Source organism: Psychroserpens mesophilus, from assembly GCF_000826645.1.
Taxonomy (GTDB): domain Bacteria; phylum Bacteroidota; class Bacteroidia; order Flavobacteriales; family Flavobacteriaceae; genus Psychroserpens; species Psychroserpens mesophilus.
Window position 1 is genome coordinate 1 of the sequence record NZ_JXJP01000021.1, and the last position, 19775, is coordinate 19775.

20 protein-coding genes are annotated in these 19775 nt (G+C 33.3%); 11 read left to right on the forward strand and 9 right to left on the reverse strand.

The window, feature by feature from the left end; translation table 11 throughout:
* Together TD18_RS17065 and TD18_RS14515 are read left to right on the forward strand one after the other, a co-directional pair.
* Nucleotides 1-164 (forward strand): T9SS type B sorting domain-containing protein (locus TD18_RS17065; RefSeq protein ID WP_152611364.1); only part of this gene is annotated, 164 nt, incomplete at its 5' end.
* Nucleotides 165-171: 7 nt separating this feature from the next.
* Nucleotides 172-1185 (forward strand): PorP/SprF family type IX secretion system membrane protein, encoded by a 1014-nt coding sequence (locus TD18_RS14515; RefSeq protein WP_040254066.1) that lies wholly within the window; start codon nt 172-174, stop codon nt 1183-1185.
* Between the two features lie 158 nt (nt 1186-1343).
* Here the strand turns inward: TD18_RS14515 and TD18_RS14520 are convergent, their stop codons facing one another.
* A complete protein-coding gene (locus tag TD18_RS14520; RefSeq protein WP_040254068.1) occupies nt 1344-2492 on the reverse strand; it encodes a vWA domain-containing protein in 1149 nt (382 codons plus the stop codon).
* A gap of 210 nt (nt 2493-2702) precedes the next feature.
* Here TD18_RS14520 and TD18_RS14525 point away from each other — a divergent pair, with 210 nt between their 5' ends.
* From TD18_RS14525 to TD18_RS14535, 3 genes are read left to right on the forward strand one after another with little or no spacing between them, the layout of a single operon-like run.
* Nucleotides 2703-4841, forward strand: coding sequence for a histidine kinase (locus TD18_RS14525; protein ID WP_040254070.1), 2139 nt, complete (start codon nt 2703-2705; stop codon nt 4839-4841).
* Nucleotides 4842-5576 carry a LytR/AlgR family response regulator transcription factor gene (locus TD18_RS14530; RefSeq protein WP_040254072.1) on the forward strand — a complete coding sequence of 245 codons (735 nt, stop codon included), beginning with the start codon at nt 4842-4844 and terminating at the stop codon, nt 5574-5576.
* 57 nt (nt 5577-5633) lie between these two features.
* Nucleotides 5634-6146: a gamma carbonic anhydrase family protein gene (locus TD18_RS14535; RefSeq protein WP_040254074.1), complete on the forward strand. Its 513-nt coding sequence runs from the start codon at nt 5634-5636 to the stop codon at nt 6144-6146.
* A gap of 1 nt (nt 6147) precedes the next feature.
* On the opposite strand, the gene murI is transcribed toward TD18_RS14535, so the two are convergent.
* From murI to TD18_RS14575, 8 genes are all read right to left on the reverse strand, one after another.
* Nucleotides 6148-6927, reverse strand: a complete 780-nt coding sequence (gene murI / locus TD18_RS14540; protein WP_040254076.1) for a glutamate racemase — start codon at nt 6925-6927, stop codon at nt 6148-6150.
* 69 nt (nt 6928-6996) lie between these two features.
* Nucleotides 6997-7506, reverse strand: coding sequence for an OmpH family outer membrane protein (locus tag TD18_RS14545; protein ID WP_040254078.1), 510 nt, complete (start codon nt 7504-7506; stop codon nt 6997-6999).
* A gap of 33 nt (nt 7507-7539) precedes the next feature.
* Nucleotides 7540-8589, reverse strand: coding sequence for an OmpH family outer membrane protein (locus TD18_RS14550; RefSeq protein WP_040254080.1), 1050 nt, complete (start codon nt 8587-8589; stop codon nt 7540-7542).
* 167 nt (nt 8590-8756) lie between these two features.
* Nucleotides 8757-11342: an outer membrane protein assembly factor BamA gene (gene bamA / locus TD18_RS14555; RefSeq protein ID WP_040254082.1), complete on the reverse strand. Its 2586-nt coding sequence runs from the start codon at nt 11340-11342 to the stop codon at nt 8757-8759.
* Complete coding sequence (locus TD18_RS14560) at nt 11314-12054, reverse strand: isoprenyl transferase (protein WP_040254084.1); 741 nt, start codon at nt 12052-12054, stop codon at nt 11314-11316. The genes bamA and TD18_RS14560 overlap by 29 nt, the downstream gene beginning before the upstream one ends.
* Nucleotides 12055-12744 carry a type IX secretion system protein PorG gene (gene porG / locus TD18_RS14565; protein ID WP_040254086.1) on the reverse strand — a complete coding sequence of 230 codons (690 nt, stop codon included), beginning with the start codon at nt 12742-12744 and terminating at the stop codon, nt 12055-12057.
* 99 nt (nt 12745-12843) lie between these two features.
* Nucleotides 12844-13728, reverse strand: coding sequence for an NAD kinase (locus tag TD18_RS14570; protein WP_040254088.1), 885 nt, complete (start codon nt 13726-13728; stop codon nt 12844-12846).
* Nucleotides 13728-14384, reverse strand: coding sequence for a CBS domain-containing protein (locus TD18_RS14575; protein WP_040254090.1), 657 nt, complete (start codon nt 14382-14384; stop codon nt 13728-13730). Before TD18_RS14575 ends, TD18_RS14570 begins: the two co-directional genes overlap by 1 nt.
* 89 nt (nt 14385-14473) lie before the next feature.
* Here TD18_RS14575 and TD18_RS14580 point away from each other — a divergent pair, with 89 nt between their 5' ends.
* From TD18_RS14580 to clpP, 6 genes are all read left to right on the forward strand, one after another.
* On the forward strand, nt 14474-15187 hold the full coding sequence (locus tag TD18_RS14580; protein ID WP_040254092.1) for a pyridoxine 5'-phosphate synthase: 714 nt from the start codon (nt 14474-14476) through the stop codon (nt 15185-15187).
* Entirely contained in the window at nt 15188-15955 is a 768-nt protein-coding gene (locus tag TD18_RS14585; protein ID WP_040254094.1) for an alpha/beta fold hydrolase, read from the forward strand. It begins immediately after the preceding gene.
* Between the two features lie 36 nt (nt 15956-15991).
* Nucleotides 15992-17092, forward strand: coding sequence for an energy transducer TonB (locus TD18_RS16825; RefSeq protein WP_052461204.1), 1101 nt, complete (start codon nt 15992-15994; stop codon nt 17090-17092).
* 13 nt (nt 17093-17105) lie between these two features.
* Nucleotides 17106-17453: a phage holin family protein gene (locus TD18_RS14595; protein WP_040254095.1), complete on the forward strand. Its 348-nt coding sequence runs from the start codon at nt 17106-17108 to the stop codon at nt 17451-17453.
* 79 nt (nt 17454-17532) lie between these two features.
* Complete coding sequence (gene tig, locus TD18_RS14600) at nt 17533-18855, forward strand: trigger factor (RefSeq protein WP_040254096.1); 1323 nt, start codon at nt 17533-17535, stop codon at nt 18853-18855.
* Between the two features lie 175 nt (nt 18856-19030).
* Entirely contained in the window at nt 19031-19705 is a 675-nt protein-coding gene (gene clpP / locus TD18_RS14605; protein WP_040254097.1) for an ATP-dependent Clp endopeptidase proteolytic subunit ClpP, read from the forward strand.
* Nucleotides 19706-19775: the final 70 nt, after the last annotated feature.

The window sequence follows — 19775 nt, forward strand, 5'->3', positions numbered from 1 at the left end:
ACGGAAAACTATTAAAACAGATTAGTCCATCGAGTGAGGGTTGGAATGGTAACTATAATGGAAGCCCAATGCCAACAAGTGACTACTGGTTTGTAGTTGAGTACAATGAACCAAATACCGGAGAACGTAAAGAATTTAAAGCCCATTTTACCCTGAAAAGATAAATTAGATATGAATTTAAAAAAATATTGTTTAATAGCAAGTTTAGCATTATTTACACAAATTGGTAAAGCCCAAGAAGGATTGCCAATTTATTCAGATTATTTAACGGATAATTATTATTTGATCCATCCATCTATGGCTGGTGTAGCAAATTGTGCTAAAGTTAGATTAACAGCTCGCCAACAATGGTTTGGACAAGATGAAGCACCAAATTTGCAAACCCTAAGTATTAATGGTAGAATTGGTGATTCTCCTTCAGCTGTTGGGGCCATTGTATATAATGATAAAAATGGTTACCACTCCCAAACAGGTGCTTATTTGACTTATGCGCACCATTTGATGTTTTCAAGAAACGAAATTGACTTAAATATGTTATCATTTGGTTTAAGTGCTGGTTTAATTCAGTATAAACTTGATGAAACAGAATTCTTGGCAGATGGTTTCGACCCAATTATTGCTGGTGTTGAGCAAAGTGCAACAAATTTTAATGTTGATTTTGGATTTTCATATCATTTTATAGATTTCTATGCGCATGCTACGGTTAAAAATGTTCTTAATAATGAAGGTATTAATTTTAACGAGCAAGGATTAAGTTATGATAATTTAAGAACTTATCTTGTATCTGCGGGAAATACGTTTAGTAAGTACAATAGTCCTTGGAGTTATGAGCCATCAATCATGTACATGTACAGAGATGCTACCGAAGAATCTTCGATTGATGTAAATGCAAAAATTTACAGAGAAATGGACTTCGGAAAAATTTGGGGTGGATTATCTTACAGAAGAAGTTTTGATGGTGCTGAATTTCAAAACGCTAATGGAACAGGTGTTAGTAGTCAAAAATTACAATACTTTACACCATTCATTGGAGTCGATTATAATAATTTTGTGTTCGCTTATACCTATTCATATCAAGCAAATTCAGTAGTATTTAATAACGGAGGTTTTCACCAGATTACACTGGGTTATAACTTTAATTGTAGAAGAGAAAAATACGAGTGTAACTGTCCTGCAATTAACTAATACCAACCTTATATATAATTAAAAGTCTCGAAATTTTCGAGACTTTTTGCGTTAGGGATGGAAGCTTTGTTGGAGCTCTCCAAAACTCTGTTTGGAAGCGACTGCTGAGAGCCCGACCAAATGAAGCTTTAGCAAAATTTGGTAACGTCCAAAACAGACTACCACTTATACTTTTTTTCTTTAGCTTGTGTTTTTATCGCTTTAATCATAGCATTCTCTAATCTGTTATCAGTATCACTTTGTTGCTCTGCAATAAATTTACGGCGTTTTTCATTTAAAATTTGAATATCATTTTGGATCGTTTCTCTTTCTTCACGTTTTTTGGCCACGTATGCCTTAATTTCAGATTCATTTTTCCCCTTTAATTCATTTGGTAAATCTTCTTCCTTAAGATCATCATATTTGAAATCTTTTTCCTTTTCTGCATCAACCAAATCCCAAGTTGAGTTTTTATACAAATGTGAACTTTTACTTACCGTTCTACTTACTGCATTTGCGCTACTATAACCCATTGCATTGGTGTCTTCCTGAGCTTGCTGTATTATTTTAGATTCACCAACACGACCATATGCGACATAGGTTTTATTGAGTTTTTGATTAAGTTTCAAGATTTGATCATCAAAAGGTGTCGCAACATACGTAGTGGCTTTGTTATGATTAATTGCCATATAATCACCATGCGCTAAATCTGCTCCATCTTTCCAATAGCTTGAAATACCTTGGTCGTAATCACCACAAAAAATGGTATTTACAGTAATATCATTTTTGTGAGCGTGTTTGGCTGCTTCCTTATAGCTAATTTGGCCTTGAGTAAAGGGTTCATTTCCTGCAATGAAAATGAGTTTTAAATCATCTTGATTTTTCCCCCAGTTTAATTGGTTTAATGAGGTTTCAATAACTTGTCCGCAATATTCGTTTCCACCATTAGTCGTTAATGAAAAAAGCTGCTTTGAGATTTCATCTAAATCATTACTAAAGGTTAAAACCTGACGAATATAACCTTCTCTGCTATTGAGATTGTCATTACCATATTCATAAAGGGCAATTTCAAGGTTTGGTTTTTCATCGCCACATTTGGCATAAGAGAGTTCATTAACAATGTCCCAAAGTTGTGCTTTAGCCTGGTCAATAAGGCCGTCCATGCTATTACTTGTGTCTAATAAAAGGGCCACTTTTATAAATTGTTTGTTAGTTTCGCGATCCTCAGCTATGGCTATATCTGTTTTGTTTGATTTATTGTTTGCATTACAAGATAGGCATGTGATCATTATTGCACTTAACACTATCGACTTAAAAATTGTTTTCATTTATTTATGTTTTAAGATTGACGTAGTAAAACTAAGGGCAACTTTTTTCAATAAAAAACAGCAATGAGTAAAGTGAGTTGGTGAATGAGTGTTTAAACATTTTAATTGAGTGAACCCTATCTTTTTTTAAGTTTTAAGTGCTGTTTTGCGTTTTTTCTATTTTATTTAATGAATTAAAGTGTGTAAGTTTATTCTGTTGAAATTCATTAAATGAAACACCTTTTAAAATACAGTCTGTTTTTTTTACTTTGGTTACCATTGCAACCTATCGTGGCTCAACAAGGCAACCCTTTATTACATATAAGAGGGTCAGTTCGTGAGAGTGATACGTACGAGCCAATTGCAAAGGTTAATATTGAAATTAATGGAGGCGCATACACCATAACCGATTGGCAAGGGCGATTTACGATAAAGGCGAGAAAAGGTGATGAACTCATTGTAAGGCATAAAGATTTTGAAACTGTTTATTATACCATAACTAATGAGGATCGGATTACTATTGAGGTTGAGCCTGTAGTAAGTAAAAATTATAATGCCAAATTCAGGCAAGATATCAAGCGATTCAACGCTTTAATTGATTCTGTTGCTGTGTATAAGAAAAAAGACGTAGCTAAAAGTATCAAGTTTGTTGGAGAGGCTTTAACTCATAGTAATTCTGTGTCGCAGAATGCTGAAGCTTATCAGATTTTAGCCGAAGTTTATATGCATTGGAAACAATATGATCTTGCAGTCAACAACTATAGAATAAGCCTTCAAAATGAAGAAACCAACGATTCAAAATTAGGATTGGCAAAAGCGTACGAGCTTAATAATAATTATCAGGAGAGTATAGATACTTACACTACTCTTAATAAAAAAGAATTGGGAAACTACCAGTTGGTTACACTTTTTGAAGGTTTAGGTGATACCTATTTCAGTATTAAAAATTATGATGAATCACTTAATGCTTATCAAACTGGACTCAAAATTGCTAAGGATCATTTGATTTCACCTAAGGTTGTTGATCTAAATTCGAAAATTGCTCAAGTTTTTAATGCTAAAGGGAAAGTTGATGAAGCTGAAATTTATTTTGGGAGTTCAATGAATCTTGCTGAGAAACAAACTAAAAAGAGAGCGCTCGAAGAAAAGGTCACAGTTGCCGATTTTCAAAATACAAATCGCAATTACGACAAAGAAATAAAGCTTAGAAAGGAAATCGTTGAAGATGTTAAATCGGTTGAAAACGATTCAATTATTGACAATGCAAGTGCACTGACCTCACAAAAACAAAATTATAAAATAGGAAATGCCTATGCGTTGCAGAAAGATTATGATAATGCCATTCCATATCTAGAGAAAAGTATTGAGGAAGCTGACGACAAGTCAGATTTAATAGTAAAAAAGGATGCTACAAAAAAGTTGTCTGATGTATATGTCGATGCTGGAAACTATCAAAAGGCTTTGGAAACCTTTACAGCTTATACTGAAGTTGTTGACGAATTATATATTAAACGAGAACAGGAGTTGTCGCAAGCAGATCGTTTGAGACGAAATATTACCGAACAGCAAAACCGAATCACCAGCCTGGAAAGCGACAGAGAGTTAAACCAAAGTCTTGTAGAAGAGCGTAATAAAAATCAACAAATCGTTATTTATGCATTAATTGCCGGAATGTTGCTTTTAACAGTTACGGCTTTTGTGATGTATAAGTACATCAAACAACAGCGTTTAGCCAATAATTTACTAGCTTTAAAATCATTGAGAAGTCAGATGAATCCGCATTTTATTTTTAATGCACTTAATTCGGTAAACAGTTTTATTGCCAGTAGTGATGAACGAACAGCCAATAAATATTTGTCTGATTTTTCACATTTAATGCGTTCTGTTTTAGAGAATAGTGAAGAGGATTTTATTCCGCTACAAAAAGAAATTGAATTATTAGAATTATATACCAAATTAGAGCATTTCAGATTTAAGGATAAGTTTGATTACAGCATTACAGTTGATGAAGCTGTAGATGTTTCCGAATATCAAATTCCGCCGATGCTTTTACAGCCTTATATCGAAAATGCAGTATGGCATGGATTGCGTTATAAAACTGAAAAAGGACATTTGTATATTTCCATCGATAAGAAAAGCAAAAATGAAATCACGATTAGTGTTTCAGATGATGGCATTGGAAGAGAACGCTCTAAATCTTTAAAAACAGAACATCAGAAAAAACAAAATTCAAAAGGTATGGGCAATATTAAAAAACGTGTTGCTATTTTAAATGAAATGTATAAAGATAAGGTTGACGTATGTATTGATGATTATCAAGCGAAAGAGGACGTTGGAACCAAAGTTGTAGTAACACTTAAAAAGGACTAGATGAAACTAAAAGCTATTATAGTAGAAGACGAAGAAACAAGCAGAGATATTTTAAAGAATTATCTTAAAAAGTATTGTCCGAATGTTGCTATTCTTGGTGAAGCTGAAAACGTAGATGAAGCTTTAGTACTCATTAGAAACAACGATTTAGATTTGGTATTTCTTGACGTAGAAATGCCATACGGTAATGCTTTTGACTTACTAGATAAAGTTGGTGATATCAACTTTGAGACTATATTTGTAACGGCTTATAATCACTATGCCATTGAAGCTTTAAACGCACATGCGTCGTATTATTTGATGAAGCCCATTTCCATTGACGACTTAATAAAAGCTGTAGATTATGTGTCAGAAATTAAAATGAAGGAAGACGCATTACAAGATCAGGTTTTAGTACCTAAAACAAATACAGTTAATGGGAAAATAACAATTCCACAGCAAGACGGATTTGAGGTGTTAGAAACGGCTCATATTTTGTATTGTAAAGCTGATGATAATTACACTGAAATCTATTTAAACAACAATAAGAAAAAACTTGTCAGTAAAACCTTGAAGTATTTTGAAGAAGCACTTAGTGGAAGTAGTTTTGCTAGAGTTCACAAAAGCTATCTGGTGAATGTCAATGAAGTCACTAAATATCTCAAAGGAAAAGGAGGGAGTGTGGTTTTGAGTAATGGAAAACAAATTATGGTTTCTGCTTCTAAGAAAGCAGATTTTCTATCCTATTTTAAATAGGTATATTTCTAACAACTAACAACTAACAACTAACAACTAACAACTAACAACTAAATTATGCCAATTATAAAACCAGTAAAAGGAATTCATCCACAAATACCAGACGATTGTTTTGTGGCAGAAAATGCAACTATCGTAGGCGAGGTATCCATGGGAAATCAGTGCAGTGTTTGGTTTAATGCTGTGATTAGAGGAGATGTACATTTTATTAAAATGGGAAACAAGGTGAACATACAAGATGGAGCTGTTATTCACGCGACCTATCAGAAATCGCCAACGACAATTGGTAATAATGTATCAATAGGTCATAATGCCATAGTTCATGGATGTACCATTCACGATAATGTTTTGGTAGGCATGGGAAGTATAATTATGGACGACTGTATTGTTGAAAGTAATTGTATCATAGCAGCAGGAGCAGTGGTTACAGCCAATACAAGAGTTGAATCAGGAAGTATTTATGCTGGTGTTCCAGCTAAAAAAATAAAAGATATCAGTGCCGAATTAATCTCTGGTGAAATCGATAGAATCGCCAATAATTATGTGACGTATTCAGGTTGGTTCAAATAACTTAAAAGTTTAGGTGTTCTACTATAAATTTCTTGTCTAGTATGTCGTTTAATACTGAAACATTAGTATTGGTATAAAATATATTTTCAGGTATATTACTTGAAAAATTTAAGAGGGAATTCTTATCTAAAACAGCCTTCGTTTGTTTGGCTACAGCTAATCCAGAATCAATTATTTTTACATGCTTCGGAAGCATTTCTAGAAGCAAAGGCATTAAATATGGATAATGCGTACAACCTAATACCAGATAATCAATATTAGCGTCTATCATTGGTTGCATATAGTCTCTAAGCAATGCTTTCATTTGGTTGGAATACGTTTTCCCTGCTTCAATTAACGGAACAATACCCTCACCAACTTGTTCGATAACCTTGATGCCATTACTGTATAAATCGGTTGTTTTATGAAACAGTTCGCTTGACAATGTGCCTTTGGTTGCTAATATGCCAACGGCTTTAGTTTCTGTGTTAAGAGCAGCTGGTTTTATAGCTGGTTCAATGCCAATAAAAGGAACATCGTAGGTTGCTCGTAAATAGGAAATAGCATTCGTAGTTGCTGTATTGCAAGCCACAACTATAAGTTTACAATTTTTTGATAATAGGTATTCTGTATTCTTAATACTTAATTCAATAATTTCTTGTTTACTCTTATTGCCATAAGGTGCATGCTTGCTGTCTGCAAGGTAAATCGAGTTTTCATGAGGCAGTAGCGCGTGAATTTCTTTGAAAACTGATGTGCCACCAATTCCCGAGTCGAATATGCCAATAGGTTGTGTATTCATTGTATTACAAAAATAGAAAAGCCACTTTACTAAGTGGCTTTCATATTCAATTATTTTTTAGTGTTGTGATTAGAATCCTAATTCTTTCTTCACATCTGCTAGTAAGTCTTTACCATCAGCAACCAATACACCACTTCCTTGAGTAGAATCTAAAACGTATTGGTAACCTTGAGCTTTAGCAACTTTATCAATAGCAGCTTTTGCTTTTTCAAAAATAGGCTTTAATAAATCAGCTTCTTTTTTCTGTAAGTCTTGTTGTGCCTGACCTTGATACTGACGAATACTTTGCTCTGTAGTTTGAACCTCAACAGCTCTTTCTTGATTTTGCTCTTCAGTTTTTGTATCCATTTCAGCCTGATATTGCTTAACTTTATTTTGCAATTCAGTCATCATATTTTTGATTTCGGTTTCGTAAGTTTTCGATAACCTCTCAATCTCAGCCTGAGCAGTTTTCATCTCTGGCATAGCCTCAATTAACTGAGTTGTGTTGATATGTGCAATTTTAGTTTGAGCTGTTGATAAGCTTGTTGCTCCAACAAAAAGTAAGCCTGCAAATAAAAGGGTTTTAAATTGTTTCATTTTAAAATTTGTTACGTGTTATAATTATTGTTTTTAGTTATCATCATCCTTAGGAATAGAATCTGAGCTTTTTTTCTGAGCTTCTCGTTCTTCTTTGGCTTTTTTTCTATCCTCTAATATTTTTTTTCTTTTCTCGTCGAGAGCTTTTTGTCTTGCTTCTCTGTCTTTTAATTTTTGTTGTCTTTTTTCTTCAGCTATTTGTGCTGGTGTTTTTTCACTTGAGTCTCCAGAATTTTTACTTTCTGCTTTAGGGTCTGTTTTTTTAACAGCCGTTGTGTCTTGTGAGCCTGATCTATTTGCACCATTTATACTATCACGTTCAGCTTTTGCTTTTGCTCTATCATCAAGAATTTTTTGACGACGTTCAGCTGCAGCATTTTTTAATGAATCTCTTCTTCTTTGTTGCTCATCTTGTCGTTGTGCAATGGCTTTTTCTCTTTCAGATTTTTTATCTTCTAAAGCTTTTTGGCGCTCATCCAGTTCTTCATTAATTACAGGAACAACTTCTTCTTTATCTGCTTCTTTGCGTTCAGAGCGAGATTTAGCTTGTGTTCGTTTAGATGATCTTGTTATGCTTCTTATAATCAATTCACTAATGTCAAATCGTTCTGCAGAGTACAACATCACTACGTCTGCTGATTTGTCGAATATAAAATCATATTTTTTATTCGCAGCAATTTCTTGAACAGCAGCAAAAATTTGATCTTGTATAGGTTGCATCAATTGTTGTTTCTGAATCATTAAATCTCCACTAGGCCCGAATCGCTTTTGTTGATAATCTAAAATTTCAGCTTCTTCGTATTTAATATCCTCCAAACGTTCCTCATAGAGTTCTTTAGTTAAAAGAACGCTTTCATTTTCTAACTGTTTTTTCTTTTGATCAACAGCACTTAGACGTTGTTCTATTTCTGTCTTCCATTGCTGAACTTTTTGTTCTAATTGCGATGTTGCTTGTTGGTATTCAGGAATGTTCTGTAAAATATATTCTGTATCTATGTAACCTATTCTAACACCACGTTGCGCGTTGGAAACAAAGCTCATTAGACCTAGAACTGTCACTAAAAAAAGAACTTTATACTTCATCTGTTTTATTTTATAATTTACTGATATATTCTAAGATTATTAAACTGACAGATAAATATAACGATTCCGTCAGTGTTTTTACTTTTCAAATTAACGAAATATATTCTGAAAAATTTTAACACATTCATTAAATCGTCATATTGCTAATAGAAAATATCGTGCCAAAGTTAAAATTGTTGTCCGATAATGAAGTGAGTTTCCCATCCATTTTTAACAGTAGAACCAGGTATAGCGTCAAATCCATGACCAAAATCGATACCTAATAACCCAAAGGCAGGCATAAATATTCTGAGTCCGAAACCAGCAGAACGATTAAGGTTAAAAGGATTGTAATCTCTAAAATTGTCAAAGGAAGCACCACCTTCAGTAAATAACAAACCATAAATTTTAGCTTGAGCACCAAGAGTGATTGGATACCTCAATTCTAACGAGAATTTATTATATATCGTACCTCCATCTTGAGAAGACAAGGATTGGTTTGGATATCCACGTAGTTGTATAACTTCTCTGCCATCTAAAGCAAAGTTTCCTAAACCGTCTCCACCTACGAAGAAACGTTCAAAAGGAATCACACCTCTATCATTGTTATAAGCACCAAGGAATCCGAATTCTAAACCAGACTTAATAACCAATTTATCGACAATTCGTGTATACCAGTCACCTTTAAATTTAATTTTATAAAATTCTAACCAATTGTAACGTTCCTGATCAATTTCACCAACTCTTACCTGATCAGCCGCATCCGTTGGATCTAACGCGTCTCTTTCCTCTTTTAACGCTTTGTAATCTACGTTGTTAAACAATGAGTAAGGAAAAGACATTTTTGCACTTATAGAGAAGCTAGAACCACCTTCGGGATAAATTGGATCTGTAAATAAGTTATTTCGGCTTAAACCAATCGTGTAGGATAAGTTATTCGAATACCCATCACCAAAAGTAAATAAACCAGTGTTATAATTTTTTAGATCATAATGTTGGAAACTAATAGCTTGTGATAAGGTAAAATAATCATCAGGAACTTTTAAACGTTTTGCTAAACCTACCGACAGGCCAGTAATATTAAAACGTCTGCTTTTATCAGCACCTCTTGTTACAGGATCAAAAAGAAATTGTCTTGTATGCGATAAAGACGTTGATAATTGTACAGGTCGCTTACCACCCAACCATGGTTCAGAAAATGAAAAGCTATATGTCTGAAAAAATCGTGAAGCTTGCAAACGTAACGCTAAAGTTTGTCCGTCTCCCATTGGTACTGGTTTATAAGCTTCTTTTTTAAATACATCTTTGATAGCGAAGTTATTAAATGATAAGCCAAGTGTACCAATAAAACCTCCACCACCATAACCACCTTGCAATTCAATTTGGCTAGAACCTCTTTCAACAACAGTATACTCTAAATCTACTGTGCCTTCATTTGGATTCATGTTTTTGAAATCTGGGGTTAAAAGTTGTGCATCGAAAAAGCCTAACTGACCAAGCTCTCTAATGGTTCTAATCACATTAGCTTTACTATATAACTGACCAGGTTTTGTTCTTAATTCTCTATAGATAACGTGGTCATTGGTTTTGTCATTTCCAGTTACTGATACATTATTAAAATAGGCAGGCTTACCTTCAGAGATACGTATTTCCATGTCTATCACGTTTCCATCAGCACTAATTTCTACAGGATTAATACTTGAAAACAAATAGCCATTGTTTTGATAAAGGTTAGTTAAATCTAAAGCGTCAGGTTTGGTATCGTCAGCTATACGTTTACGTAATTCAACACCATTATAGGTTTCCCCTTCTTTAATACGAAGTACAGAGTGTAACTGTTGGTCTGTATAAACACTATTTCCGACAAAGGTAATTTTCCCAAATTTATATTGTTCACCTTCTTCCAGTGTGATTTCTAAACTTATATTTTTTTTGTCTTTGTATATGATTGAATCTGAAATAATTCTGGCATCTCTATAGCCGTTTTCTTTATATTTGTCAATGATACTTACGAGATCTTCTTTGTAATCTTCTTCAATGTATTTTGAACGTTTTAGAAATCGAATAAAATTCTTTTTCTTGGTATTTTTCATTGCTTTTCTGAGTTTTTTATCAGAAAGTTTTTCGTTACCGTTAAATGTAATTTTATCTATTTTTACTTTCTCTCCTTTATCAATGTAAACAAGCATATTGACAAGGCTTTTATCAAGAGAGTCATTAACAACTTCGTTAGTGTTGATCGTTACTTTTGTATTTAAAAAACCATCTTTTTTATATTTGTTAGTGAGGTAGTTTCTTGTCGTTGTAATTAGGTTTTCCGTTACCTTAACACCTTTCGTTAGGTTGTTATCTTTAATGATACCTTCTTTTTTCTTCTTCTTAACGCCTTGAATTTCCAGTTCGTTAAGCTCAGGTAAATCGACAAGATTAATTTCTAAGTACGCTTTATTGTCTTCGGTTTTAACCAAGTAAATATCAATACTGCTGAATAATTTGCTAGCCCACAGTTTCTTTAAGGCGTTACTAACCTCTTCTCCAGGAATGATAATTTCTTGGCCTTTACGTAATCCAGAAAAAGACACGATGGTAGTTTCGCTAAAGTTTGTGTTACCAGTAACAGTAACGTTTTCTAGAATGTAACTTTTCCCGTTATTAAAGCTTGTTTGCTGTGCAACAACTACGCTTGAAATAATGAAGATGAATAATGTAAATAGGTGCTTTATGTAAGTTTTCAAAAGTAATTTATTAGCTGAGTTGTTCACTGGTTTTTCCAAATCGTCGTTCTCTGTTTTGATAATTAATCAAAGCTTCATATAGGTCTTGTTTTGTGAAATCTGGCCATAAAATATCTGTAAAATATAATTCGGCATAAGCAATTTGCCATAGCAGGAAATTACTTATTCTTTGTTCACCACTCGTCCTAATTAACAAATCTACGTCTGGTAAATTTTGCGTGTAAAGATGCTTATTTATAATTGATTCGTCAATACTTTCAACAGAAATTATATTATTTTTAACGTTCGTGGCTATCACTTTTATAGTATTAACCATTTCTTCTCTTGAACCATAGCTTAGTGCTAAAGTCAACGTCATATGAGTGTTGCTTTTTGTTTTATCAATAACTTCCAATAATTCTGTATGTGCTTTTTTTGGTAAATCGTTAAGGTTTCCAATAGCTGAAAGCTTGATGTTATTATCTTGTAATGTTTTTATTTCCTTTTTTAAAGACTTTACTAAAAGCTTCATTAAGGTTTGGACTTCAAGTTTTGGTCGTTTCCAATTCTCAGTTGAGAACGCGTATAAGGTTAAATGTTTGATACCAATTTCGGCACTTGCTTCAACAATATCTCTAACCGATTTAGTGCCGTTTTCGTGACCAATAACTCTAAGCATACCTTTTTGCTTAGCCCAGCGACCATTACCATCCATGATTATAGCAACGTGCTTTGGTAATTTATCTTTTAATATTTGGTCTTTTTTAATCATTTAAAAATTGCAATAACAAGGTCGTTGTCCAAATGTATAGGTTAATGTAAATCCTGTAAAAACATACCAGTCATTACTGTTAAGGTTTCCAATACCAACTTGGTCTTTAAAATCACCATCAGGAACACTTCCATCTATTTCATCTGAAAATGTATATCTGGCACCAATTTCAAAGCCTAGAATGATGTGGTTGGTAATACTCGATTTGATTCCTAAAACCATGGGGATTCCAAACGCCCAACTGCTGGTATCTTCCGTTATAATTTCTCCATTTGAACCATAAAAGAAATTATCATGTTTTGCAGCCGTGACTCCAGAATACAAATAAGGGACAGCCTTAAAACCTGAGGTGTGAAGGTCAAAATCCCAAAACGTAAATTCCATCCCAGCTGAAATTTCTAACAAATTACTATTAAACTCATAATTTCTGGCTATTCGTCTAGGATCATCAGAATCTCTGTCACTACCTATTAAATCTGCATAAATTAATGATACTCGCCAAGAATGACGAGGACTTCGATTCCATTTTAACATTAAACCAAAAGCACCTGTATTTGGTGAAATATAATCTGTTGCTCCAACATCTCCAATAAAATTGCTTCCACCAGCATACAAGCCAACCTCATATATTTGAGAATGACTAGTTTGGGCGAAAAACACACCTAGTAAAAATAAGATTAAATATCTCATAAATTTTTAAAAGTTTGCAAATATAACAATTATGATTTGCCTATAACAATTTGAGGCAAATAGTCTTAGAGATTAACAGTTTTTGTTTGATTTTATTGTTTAGTTTCGTTTGTCTTCGCCCCAAAGCATTTTTTTTCTGAGTGTGTCGATAAAGCTTTCTTGTAAAAGCTCAACCATCTTAATTTTAAAATTAGCTTTTCTAATAGTAACGATTGTTGAATTATGTAATGTAGCGATTCGAGAATCTAGCGATATTAAATAATGTTCTTCTCGACCGTCAACTTTAAGTTGTATTTTGGTGTTATCTGGAATTACAAGTGGTCTTGCATTAAGGTTGTGTGGTGCAATTGGCGTTAATACAAAACTATCTGCTTCAGGTGTAATCACTGGTCCGCCACAACTTAACGAATATCCAGTAGAGCCTGTCGGTGTAGAAATTATTAGTCCGTCAGCCCAATATGAGGTCAAATATTCAGTATTTAAATGTGTTTCTACAGTAATCATCGACGTTGTATTTTTTCGGCTAACGGCGATTTCATTGAGAGCAAAATTAATCTCGATTAAGTCTTTGTTTTCAGGTTGAGTTTCAACACATAAAAGTGTGCGTTCAGAAATTTTGTAATTACCTTTTATAATATCAGTTATAGCAGCTTCAATTTGATTGGTTTGAATGGTTGCCAGAAACCCAAGTCTGCCAGTATTAATTCCAACGATAGGAATAGATAAATCACTTACATAAGTAATGGCTCTTAAAATGGTGCCATCACCACCAATACTAATTAATAGCTCATAGGTTTCGTCTAAAGTTTCAAATGTTTCAAAATCCTCTAACTTTGAAGGCTGCTTGCTTTCGTGTTTAATGATATTAAAGAAATCATTTTCAATACATACTTCAATACTTTTATGTGATAAAACATCTAAAAGTATTTCTATACTCTCATGCGTACTGCTGTGATAATATTGTCCGTAAATGGCAATTTTCATTATATATCTAGATATTTTCTTAAGTATTCTGAACGATCCTTTAAATTTTCTACATAGTTATCTTCTTCATGTCCAGAAACGATATTGTAACTGTATCTTCTAAAAGTTTGAATAACATCATTGAGTCCTGCATTCCCAATTTTTAAGGTAATTTGAACAACATCACTTTCTAATTTTGAAACAAAAGCGCCTAGTATTTTTGCGTCATTAGATTCTACAATCTGACTTACTTCACTAAAGGAATAATCATTCAGCCCTTTTTCGACAACAAGAATACCTCCAGGTTCAGAAAAGAATGGTGTTTGATTAAATAGACCAATAATGTCATTAAGTTCGTAGTATCCTAAGTAATTATTTTTATCGCTTAAAACAGGCATGATATTACATGAGTTTTGAGCGAATGTTTCTAGTACGTCAAGCCAGTTGGTATGTGTTCTTACAAAGAAACCTTCAATAGCATAATTGCATTCGGCTATTGTTTTTTCACCATCAAAACAATGTGCGTCAGTTTCAGAAATACAACCTAAATACATACCGTTATTTTTAATAGGAATATGTGAATATGTAAGTTCGTTAAACAGCAATTGCAGGTCACTAACCTTATCGTTTAAGTGTAAAGGTTTAATGTCATTGATAATATATTCTTGTAAAGGCATAACAGGTTTTATAATCCATCGCAAATTAATTAAAAATAACCACAAAAAGCAGTAAGTACTTTGTATTTTTGCACTTAAAATATGAACAAATGACGAAGTTAAGTGTAAATATTAACAAGATCGCTACCTTACGGAATTCACGAGGTGGTGACACGCCTAATGTTGTACAATTTGCTAAAGATGTTCAGCGTTTTGGAGCTCAAGGTGTAACCGTTCATCCAAGGCCAGATGAGCGTCATATTACCTATCAGGATACTCGAGATTTAAAGCCTATCGTTTACACCGAATTTAATGTAGAAGGCAATCCTATTAAATCGTTTATGGATTTGGTTTTAGAAGTAAAACCAACACAAGTAACCCTTGTCCCAGATGCTGTTGATGCCATAACGTCAAATGCTGGCTGGAATACGATTAAGCATAAAGAATTTTTAACTGAAGTGATTTCAGAATTTAAAACTAACGGCATACGCACGTCTATTTTTGTAGATCCTGTTCTTGACATGGTCGAAGGTGCTAAAACAACTGGTACAGACAGAATTGAGCTTTATACCGAAAGTTTTGCTCATCAATATAGTATGGGAAATATGGAGGCTATTAAACCCTTTGTCAAAGCGGCAGAATTGTCAAATGAGATTGGATTGGGTGTCAATGCTGGACATGATTTATCTTTAGATAATATCAAATTTTTTAAAGATCATATACCAGGTTTATTAGAAGTCTCTATTGGTCACGCTTTAATATCTGAAAGTCTTTATTTAGGGATAGAAAATGTTGTTCAAATGTATCTCCAGAAACTAAAATAAATGACATTGCACTCTCAAATCTTAGGGGAAGGTCAGCCGTTTGTTATTCTACACGGATTTTTAGGTATGTCTGATAACTGGAAATCATTAGGCTCTAAATTTGCTGAAGCTGGTTTTCAGGTACATCTTGTAGATCAACGTAATCACGGACGTAGTTTTCATGATGACACCTTTAATTATGAAGTTTTAGCGGAAGATTTAAAAAACTATTGTGAAGATCATCAACTTAATGATATAATCTTATTAGGTCATTCAATGGGAGGAAAAACGGCTATGTTATTTGCAACGCTGTATCCAGAATTAGTATCTAAATTGCTGGTTGCAGATATCAGTCCGCGATTTTACCCTGTACACCACGATGCTATCTTAAACGGATTAAGTGCTTTGGATTTTACTGACATAAAAAGCAGAGGTCAAGCTGATAAGGTGTTATCTCAATATGTTTCTGAAGTTGGAACACGCATGTTTCTTTTGAAGAATTTGTACTGGATTGAAAAAGGACAATTAGCGTTGCGTATGAATCTCGATGTTTTAAAAGATAATGTATCTGAAGTTGGCGAAGCTTTGCCAATGCATTCTAAATTTGAGAAGCAGACCTTATTTCTTCGTGGTGATAAGAGTGAATACGTAATGACTAATGATGAAGTGTTAATCAAACAACATTTTCCTTTGGCTGAAATTCAAACGATAAGTGATGCTGGTCACTGGCTTCATGCTGAAAATCCAGAAGATTTTTACGAAACTGTAATAAATTTTATTACGTCATAAAAAACAAATACCTTTAGCTTTCTAACTAAATTTGTCATGAAATCAATACTTTCTATAACAGTCTTTTTAGTCATTTGTCAAATTTCTGCTTCGCAATCACGATTTGAAGATGGACCATACAAAACTTATTATGAAACAGGTGAAGTGAAAAGTGAAGGTCACTATCTAAATGGAAAGCCAGACGGAAAATGGATAGACTATTATGAAAACGGACAAATTTCCAGAGAGTACTCATATGCCGATGGAAAATACGTGAGAACTTCATCTAAGTCATATTTTGAAGATGGGACTTTAGAAAATGAGATTATTAAGGAAGATGATTACTATGTTTCTATTGGTTATTATGAAAGTGGAAATTTAAGATATAAGCGAAAATTAGAAGGTGGATTCTATAAGGAATATAGAGAAAACGGACTTTTAAAAATTGAAGCTAACTATGTGAAGTCTGATTTATACGGGTTTTGGAAACTGTATCATAATAATGGAAATTTAGCTTGGCAAGTCAACTATTTAAACGGTTACAGAAATGGAGAATATAAACAGTTTTATGAAAATGGTCAATTAAAATTGGAAGGCGTAATCATTAAAGAAAAGAAAAAAGGCGAAGAGAAACGTTATACAAAAGAAGGGCATTTGGAATGGAAAGGATATTACGACATTGATAAGTTTGACAAAACCTGGATTCGATATAATGCCTCTAAAAAAAAGGTAGACAAAGTAAAGTTTAAAGATGGTATAGTCATCGATTCTAATCAAAGTGACCTGCTTGAAGCCACAGTTGTGCCTGATGGAGTAATTGAGAAGGTGCCTTTATTTCCTGGTTGCGAATATGTGTATGGTAATACGGCAAGGAAAAATTGTATGAGTGCTGCCATCGCAACTTTTGTCAACCAAAGATTTAATACAAATCTAGCATTAGATAAAGGGCTTACTGGGAGACAAAGAATCGCTGTAATTTTTAAAATAGGAAAAGAAGGTGAAGTAACCCAGGTTCGTGCGAGAGCACCTCATCCTGCTCTAGAAAAAGAGGCGATTAGAGTTATTAAATTATTACCAAAAATGAAACCGGGTTATCAAAATGGTAAGCCCGTTATAGTACCTTATTCATTACCAATATTATTTCAAGTTAAAAAATAAAAATATTTAAATTATGAACCTTATCCTTAGACTTTTAATAACCGCAGGAATTGTGTTGCTATTAGCTCATTTTTTACCTGGAGTGGCTGTTAGCGGATTTGCTGCAGCTATTATTGTTGCTGTAGTTTTAGCTCTGCTAAATGCCATTTTAAAACCAATTTTAATCATTTTAACCATTCCAATTACCATTGTAACTTTAGGTTTGTTTTTATTAGTCATTAATGCGTGCATTATTCTTTTAGCAGACAAATTTATTGATGGTTTTGGTGTCAATGGATTTTGGACAGCCTTACTTTTTAGCATTCTCTTGTCTATTTCACAATCTATTGCCTACTCCTTTTTGAACGAGAAGAAAAAATAGACTAGTAATCAGTCGTTAAACTATTGTTGGGTTGCAAAAAATATTGTATTTTTGCAGCCCAATTTTGATATGATTTAAAATGAACATCACAAGAGAAAACATCGATGCATTAAATGCAGTTGTAAAAGTAGATATCGCAAAAGAAGATTACAGCGATAAAGTAGAGCAAATCTTAACAGATTACCGTAAATCAGCAAACATTCCTGGATTTAGAAAAGGACATGTGCCAATGGGAATGGTTAAAAAGCAATATGGTAAAGCTGTATTGGTTGATGAGGTCAATAAATTATTGCAAGATGCACTTAATAAATATTTAACTGAAGAAAAGTTAGATGTACTTGGTAATCCGTTACCAAAGCCTCAAGATGATTTAGATTGGGATGCTGATGCATTTTCTTTTGAATTTGAATTAGGTTTAGCACCTGAGTTTGAAGTGAACTTAAAAAGTAAAAAAGCAATTACACATTACAATATTGTTGCTGATAAGAAGATGCTTGACAACCAGGTTGAACACATCAGAAAACAATATGGTAAAATTATATCGGAAAAAACAGTGTCTAAAGATTCTGAAATTACCGGAGTTTTCGAAAACGAAGAGCAAGGTATTAATAATTCGGCTACCATAACTTTAGATAAGTTTAAGGGAAAAGCAACCGAAAAACAATTCCTTGGTGCTAAAGTTGGTGATGTCATCACTTTAAAAACTAAAGGCTTATTTAATGACGATCATGATTTAATGACCTTCTTAAAAGTGTCTCATGATGATGCTCATGGTTTAGATACTGAAGTGAATTTTACAATCAATGAAATCAATTCAAGAGAATTAGCTGACTTAGACCAAGAGTTATTTGATAAATTGTTTGGGAAAGGTGTTGTAACTTCTGTGACTGAATTAAAAGAGAAAATCAAAGAAGATTCTGAAAAACAATTCGCTCAGCAAGGTGATCAAAAGTTATTAAATGATGTGACTGAGTATTTGGTTGAAAACACAAAGTTTGATTTACCTGCGTCATTTTTACAGAAATGGATGCAAACTGCTGGTGAAGAAGAAATGGATGCAGAACAAGCGAAAGAGGAATACGAAAAGTCTGAAAAAAGCATGCGTTACCAGTTGATTGAAGGTAAATTAATTGAAAAGCATAATCTTCAGGTAACTTTCGATGATCTTAAAGCCCATGCAAGAGAAATGATAAAAGTTCAAATGGCGCAATTTGGTCAGATGAACCCTTCAGATGAAGAGCTTGATGGTATCGCTTCTCGTATTTTATCTAATAAGGATGAAGTAAAACGTTTATCAGAGCAGTTAATGAGTACTAAATTGTTAAACCTTTACAAATCTGAAGCGAACTTAAAAGTAAAAGAAATAACTTACGATGATTTTGTAAAAGAGTTTTATAGCTAAGCCATTAAGGTTTACGTTATCAGAAAAGAATAAATCATCTGAGATTGTAATTAAATCAAGGTGTTGTATTTTTTTTGATTAACAGATATTAAGATTATAAATTAGTATATTTGAGCGTAGAACTTATGGGTTTTACGCTTTTTTGTTTCACAATAAATTATTTGAAAAACAGTATATGGATTACGGAAAAGAATTTGAAAAATTCGCAATAAAAGACCAAGGCATTAGCAGTACATACTATAATAAAATTATCAGCAGTATGTATCCTCAAGCGTTAACACCTAATATAATTGAAGAGCGTCAAATGAATATCGCTATTTTTGACGTTTTCTCACGTTTAATGATGGATCGCATCATTTTCATGGGAACTGGTATCAACGATCAGGTTGCTAATATTATTCAAGCGCAACTGTTATTTTTAGAAAGTACAGACGCTTCTAAAGATATTCAAATTTATATCAATTCTCCTGGAGGAAGCGTATATGCTGGTCTAGGAATTTACGACACCATGCAGCTTATAAAGCCTGATGTAGCAACAATTTGTACAGGAATGGCAGCTTCAATGGGAGCTGTATTATTATGTGCTGGTGAAAAAGGAAAGCGAAGCGGATTAACACATTCGCGTGTGATGATACATCAACCACTTGGTGGTGCACAAGGTCAAGCTAGTGATATTGAAATTACAGCTCGTGAAATATTAACACTCAAAGAAGAATTATATAAGATTATTAGTAAGCATACAGGTCAAGATTACGACAAAATCTATGAAGACAGTGATCGTGATTACTGGATGAAAGCTGATAAGGCAAAAGAATACGGAATGATAGACGAAGTGCTATCAAGAGGATAAATCTATAAATAGAAAGTTAAGTATGAATTGAAGGCGTTTAAATAAAACGTTTCAATGTTAACTTTTCAAT

Coding starts and splice junctions, on each gene's coding strand:
- TD18_RS16825 (WP_052461204.1), top strand. CDS start 15,992: ATGAAATCAATACTTTCTATAACAGTCTTTTTAGTCATTTGTCAAATT.
- TD18_RS14535 (WP_040254074.1), top strand. CDS start 5,634: ATGCCAATTATAAAACCAGTAAAAGGAATTCATCCACAAATACCAGAC.
- TD18_RS14525 (WP_040254070.1), top strand. CDS start 2,703: ATGAAACACCTTTTAAAATACAGTCTGTTTTTTTTACTTTGGTTACCA.
- TD18_RS14585 (WP_040254094.1), top strand. CDS start 15,188: ATGACATTGCACTCTCAAATCTTAGGGGAAGGTCAGCCGTTTGTTATT.
- TD18_RS14520 (WP_040254068.1), bottom strand. CDS start 2,492: ATGAAAACAATTTTTAAGTCGATAGTGTTAAGTGCAATAATGATCACA.
- TD18_RS14530 (WP_040254072.1), top strand. CDS start 4,842: ATGAAACTAAAAGCTATTATAGTAGAAGACGAAGAAACAAGCAGAGAT.
- tig (WP_040254096.1), top strand. CDS start 17,533: ATGAACATCACAAGAGAAAACATCGATGCATTAAATGCAGTTGTAAAA.
- TD18_RS14550 (WP_040254080.1), bottom strand. CDS start 8,589: ATGAAGTATAAAGTTCTTTTTTTAGTGACAGTTCTAGGTCTAATGAGC.
- TD18_RS14580 (WP_040254092.1), top strand. CDS start 14,474: ATGACGAAGTTAAGTGTAAATATTAACAAGATCGCTACCTTACGGAAT.
- TD18_RS14545 (WP_040254078.1), bottom strand. CDS start 7,506: ATGAAACAATTTAAAACCCTTTTATTTGCAGGCTTACTTTTTGTTGGA.
- TD18_RS14595 (WP_040254095.1), top strand. CDS start 17,106: ATGAACCTTATCCTTAGACTTTTAATAACCGCAGGAATTGTGTTGCTA.
- porG (WP_040254086.1), bottom strand. CDS start 12,744: ATGAGATATTTAATCTTATTTTTACTAGGTGTGTTTTTCGCCCAAACT.
- TD18_RS14560 (WP_040254084.1), bottom strand. CDS start 12,054: ATGATTAAAAAAGACCAAATATTAAAAGATAAATTACCAAAGCACGTT.
- TD18_RS14575 (WP_040254090.1), bottom strand. CDS start 14,384: ATGCCTTTACAAGAATATATTATCAATGACATTAAACCTTTACACTTA.
- clpP (WP_040254097.1), top strand. CDS start 19,031: ATGGATTACGGAAAAGAATTTGAAAAATTCGCAATAAAAGACCAAGGC.
- TD18_RS14515 (WP_040254066.1), top strand. CDS start 172: ATGAATTTAAAAAAATATTGTTTAATAGCAAGTTTAGCATTATTTACA.
- TD18_RS14570 (WP_040254088.1), bottom strand. CDS start 13,728: ATGAAAATTGCCATTTACGGACAATATTATCACAGCAGTACGCATGAG.
- murI (WP_040254076.1), bottom strand. CDS start 6,927: ATGAATACACAACCTATTGGCATATTCGACTCGGGAATTGGTGGCACA.